The following is a 4,639-nucleotide window of genomic DNA, read 5'->3' as shown; positions in this document are numbered from 1 at the left end:
TTTACATTCGAATCGGCCCACCGGCTGCCACACGTGCCTGCCGGGCACAAATGCGGCCGCCTGCACGGCCACTCGTTCAAGGTCGGCCTGCACCTGACCGGCCCGCTGGACCCGCACACCGGCTGGATCCGTGACTTCGCCGAGGTGAAGGCCATTTTCAAGCCGATCTACGAGCAGCTCGACCACAATTACCTGAACGACATCCCCGGCCTGGAAAACCCCACCAGCGAGGTAATCGCCAAGTGGATCTGGGATCAGGTCAAGCCGCTGCTGCCGGAGCTGTCCAAAGTCCGCATCCACGAGACCTGCACCAGCGGGTGCGAATACTACGGCGACTGAAACACCGCCAGGGTCAGGCGGCCCCTATGCTCAGCACCTGCAGATGCAGATAGCCTGCTTCACCTTGCACCTCGCTGAGGTAGGGAAAGCCGTCCTCGACCAGCCGCCTGACCGTCTTGCCATGCAGGCTGACCAGGCTCACGTCGCTGACCGCCTCGCCTTCGGCAAGCTGCTCTGGCGCCAGGCCGTCGAGGCGCCAGAGCATGGTGCCGGCGGCCAGGGCGTCATGGCCAACGGCCTCCGCGGCCGAGTACAGGGCCAGATAGCCGTTGCGGCTGACATCCAGGCGGTGACCGCGCCGCCGCCAGTGCGGATGGCTGTCTTCGTCACCCACGGCGCGGATCTCGAAGTCGTACTCACCATCGGTCTCGTAGCAGCCGAACCAGAACAGCGTGCGGAATTTGCGCCGTGAGATCACATACGCCGGTGCCACCGTGTCGGTGTAATGGTCTTCGCCGGCGTGCAGCCAGCCACCACTGGTAAAGGGCGAATCGCCATTACCTGTGTCACCGATGGGCACGCCTTGAACCTGCCCTTGCGTGCTCAAGCGTGGCTGCCAGTACAGCCTGGCAATGAAGCTTTTCTGAGGTTGGAATTGGTAGTGGGACATGCCGTCGAGCCCTCTTCACTGGCGGAAAAGGGAGACAGTAGTGAGTGCTGTTGCCCGCTTGCAGCCGGAACCCGCTCCCAGGCCATGCAAACAAGGCGTGAACCGTGGCGAAGGCGCTGATGCCAGCGCTCAGCCCAGCGAGCTGGCGAGAAACGCAGGGGCGATGTAACGCTGGTAGTGCGCTTCGGACAAGAGGAAGAATTCGCGGTCGATGGCATCGCGCAATTGTGGCAGTTCCCAATCGCGAAATTCCGGCAGCAGTACCATGCCGTAGGCTTCCAGATCACGGATCATCCGCGCACCGCGGGCGATCAACTGGTACGCCCAGCAATATTCCGACTGCTGGTCGACGAAGCGGATGGAGCGCTGCTCCAGTTGCTGGCGCAACAGGCTTTTGTCGAACACCTCGAGCTTGGCCATCATGACCTGCACCAGCAACTGCTCAAGGCGCAGCCACACAGCGCGCTTTTGCGCGTCATCGTAGCCGTTCCAGTGGATCACTTCGTGGTGGAAGCGCTTGCAGCCGCGGCAAACCGTGTCCCCATACACCGTGGAGCACAGGCCGACGCAAGGGGTCTTGATGGAGTTGTTGGACATGAAAAACAACAGCATGGCGGTGGAACACGCGCCCATGTTAGCCCTTTGTCTAACCAGGGTCACTCGTTAAAGTGATGTTCTGCGCCTTACCTTCGGGCTTTTTTTGCCGTAGAATCATCCCGCCTTTTCACAGGCAACAATGTCCGTAGGAAGCTGTTTTCAAAGCGTCACGAGCACAGTTGATCCGGTAGAACGGCGTTGGCCCGGGCCATGCATCCCTCGCATGCCCGCGCCAGCCCTCATCAGCACCCCGTTCTGCAGGCGTAAAACTTTGAAAGCAGCTTCCGTAAGGATTCTTTGCGGCCCTGGCCGGGCGGCTCAAAAAGCCGTGGAGGCGCATGGGTGCATTGAATGCTGGATGAGCGTCCCGGACCCCCTTTAGGGACCACTGATGAGGGAAATAACTGTGCTTGAAGCCTACCGCAAACACATCGAAGAGCGCGCCGCCCTGGGCATCGTGCCCCAGCCGCTGAACGCCGAACAAACCGCAGGCCTGGTCGAGCTGCTGAAAAACCCGCCGGCCGGCGAAGAAGCCTTCCTCGTAGAACTGATCACCCACCGTGTACCGCCAGGGGTCGACGAAGCTGCCTATGTCAAGGCTGCTTTCCTCTCTGCCGTCGCCAAGGGCGAAACCCAATCGCCACTGATCGACCGCAAGCACGCCACCGAACTGCTGGGCACCATGCAGGGCGGCTACAACATCGAAACGCTGGTCGCGCTGCTGGATGACGCCGAACTGGGCGCCGTCGCGGCCGAACAGCTCAAGCACACCTTGCTGATGTTCGATGCCTTCCACGATGTGGCCGAAAAAGCCAAGGCTGGCAACGCCAACGCCAAGGCCGTGCTGGAGTCCTGGGCTGCCGGCGAGTGGTTCACCTCGCGCCCGGCCATCGCCGACAAGTACACCCTGAGCGTGTTCAAGGTGCCTGGCGAGACCAACACCGACGACCTGTCCCCTGCACCCGATGCCTGGTCGCGCCCTGACATCCCGCTGCACGCCCTGGCCATGCTGAAAATGGCCCGTGACGGCATCGAGCCGCAGCAGCCGGGTTCGGTAGGCCCACTGGCCCAGATCGAAGCGGTCAAGGCCCAAGGCTACCCGGTTGCCTATGTCGGTGACGTGGTCGGTACCGGTTCCTCGCGTAAATCCGCCACCAACTCGGTGCTGTGGTTCTTCGGCGACGACATCCCGTACGTGCCGAACAAGCGCGCCGGTGGTTTCTGCTTCGGCACCAAGATCGCCCCGATCTTCTACAACACCATGGAAGACGCCGGCGCCCTGCCGATCGAGTTCGACTGCACCAACCTGGCCATGGGCGACGTCATCGACGTCTACCCGTTCAAAGGTGAAGTGCGCCGCCATGGCAGCGACGAGCTGGTCACCACCTTCGCCCTGAAAACCGAAGTGCTGCTGGATGAAGTGCGCGCTGGGGGCCGTATCCCGCTGATCGTCGGCCGTGGCCTGACCGAAAAAGCCCGTGCCGAACTGGGCCAAGGCCCATCCGAGCTGTTCAAGAAACCGGAGCAGCCAGCCGACAGCGGCAAGGGCTTCACCCTGGCGCAGAAAATGGTCGGCCGTGCGTGTGGCCTGCCTGAAGGCCAGGGCGTGCGCCCAGGTGCCTACTGCGAACCGAAGATGACCACCGTCGGCTCCCAGGACACCACCGGCCCGATGACCCGTGACGAGCTGAAAGACCTGGCTTGCCTGGGCTTCTCCGCTGACCTGGTGATGCAGTCGTTCTGCCACACCGCGGCTTATCCGAAGCCGATCGACGTCACCACCCACCACACCCTGCCAGACTTCATCCGCACCCGTGGCGGCGTGTCGCTGCGCCCAGGCGACGGCATCATCCACAGCTGGCTGAACCGCATGCTGATGCCCGACACCGTGGGTACTGGCGGCGACTCGCACACCCGCTTCCCGATCGGCATCTCGTTCCCGGCCGGTTCCGGCCTGGTCGCGTTCGCCGCGGCCACCGGCGTCATGCCACTGGACATGCCAGAGTCGATCCTGGTGCGCTTCAAGGGCAAGCTGCAGCCTGGCATCACCCTGCGTGACCTGGTCCATGCCATCCCTTACTACGCCATCAAGCAAGGCCTGCTGACCGTCGAGAAAAAAGGCAAGAAAAACGCCTTCTCCGGCCGCATCCTGGAAATTGAAGGCCTGGACGAACTGACTGTCGAACAAGCCTTCGAGCTGTCCGATGCTTCGGCCGAGCGCTCGGCTGCCGGCTGCACCATCAAGCTGCCAGAAAAGGCCATCGCCGAGTACCTGAAGTCCAACATCACCCTGCTGCGTTGGATGATCGGCGAAGGTTACGGCGACGCCCGTACCCTCGAGCGCCGCGCCCAGGCCATGGAAGCCTGGCTGGCCAAGCCTGAGCTGCTGTCGGCCGACGCCGATGCCGAGTACGCCGAAATCATCGAGATCGACCTGGCCGACGTCAAAGAGCCTGTGCTCTGCGCGCCGAACGACCCAGACGACGCGCGCCTGCTGTCCTCGGTTCAGGGCGAGAAAATCGACGAAGTGTTCATCGGTTCGTGCATGACCAACATCGGCCACTTCCGCGCTGCCGGCAAGCTGCTGGAGAAGGTCAAGGGCGGTATTCCGACCCGTCTGTGGCTGGCCCCGCCAACCAAGATGGACGCACACCAGCTGACCGAAGAAGGCTACTACGGCATCTACGGCAAGGCCGGTGCACGCATGGAAATGCCAGGCTGCTCGCTGTGCATGGGTAACCAGGCACGTGTGCAGACCGGTTCGACCGTGGTCTCCACCTCGACCCGTAACTTCCCGAACCGCCTGGGCGACGCCACCAACGTGTACCTGGCGTCGGCCGAGCTGGCTGCCGTGGCTTCGATCATCGGCAAGCTGCCGACCGTCGAAGAGTACATGCAGTACGCCAAAGACATCGACAGCATGGCTGCCGACGTCTATCGCTACCTGAGCTTCGACCAGATCGCCGAGTTCCGCGAAGCGGCTGCCAACGCCAAGATCCCGGTGGTACAGGCGTAAGCTGAGCGGCAAGTTGTAAGCTGCAAGCTACAAGAAGAAGCCCTGGCAGAAATGCCGGGGCTTTTTTGTTCCTCACA

Annotated in this window: 4 protein-coding genes; 2 read left to right on the top strand and 2 right to left on the bottom strand. The window is 62.5% G+C overall.

Annotated elements, in window-relative coordinates; genetic code table 11:
- On the top strand, window positions 1-339 hold a 339-nt coding region (queD, locus tag APH30_RS26090), incomplete at its 5' end, for a 6-carboxytetrahydropterin synthase QueD (RefSeq protein ID WP_082416262.1).
- 13 nt (window positions 340-352) lie between these two features.
- Here queD and APH30_RS26085 read toward each other — a convergent pair.
- On the bottom strand, window positions 353-949 hold the full coding sequence (locus APH30_RS26085; RefSeq protein ID WP_054914145.1) for a hypothetical protein: 597 nt from the start codon (window positions 947-949) through the stop codon (window positions 353-355).
- A gap of 129 nt (window positions 950-1,078) precedes the next feature.
- Entirely contained in the window at window positions 1,079-1,546 is a 468-nt protein-coding gene (locus APH30_RS26080) for a DUF1289 domain-containing protein (protein ID WP_161892253.1), read from the bottom strand.
- A 406-nt stretch (window positions 1,547-1,952) separates the two neighbouring features.
- Here APH30_RS26080 and acnB point away from each other — a divergent pair, with 406 nt between their 5' ends.
- Entirely contained in the window at window positions 1,953-4,562 is a 2,610-nt protein-coding gene (acnB, locus tag APH30_RS26075) for a bifunctional aconitate hydratase 2/2-methylisocitrate dehydratase (protein WP_029888008.1), read from the top strand.
- Window positions 4,563-4,639 lie beyond the last annotated feature (77 nt).

Source organism: Pseudomonas sp. NBRC 111127 (genome assembly GCF_001320345.1).
Classification (GTDB): Bacteria; Pseudomonadota; Gammaproteobacteria; order Pseudomonadales; family Pseudomonadaceae; genus Aquipseudomonas; species Aquipseudomonas juntendi.
This window is presented reverse-complemented; position numbering and strand designations above follow the sequence as displayed.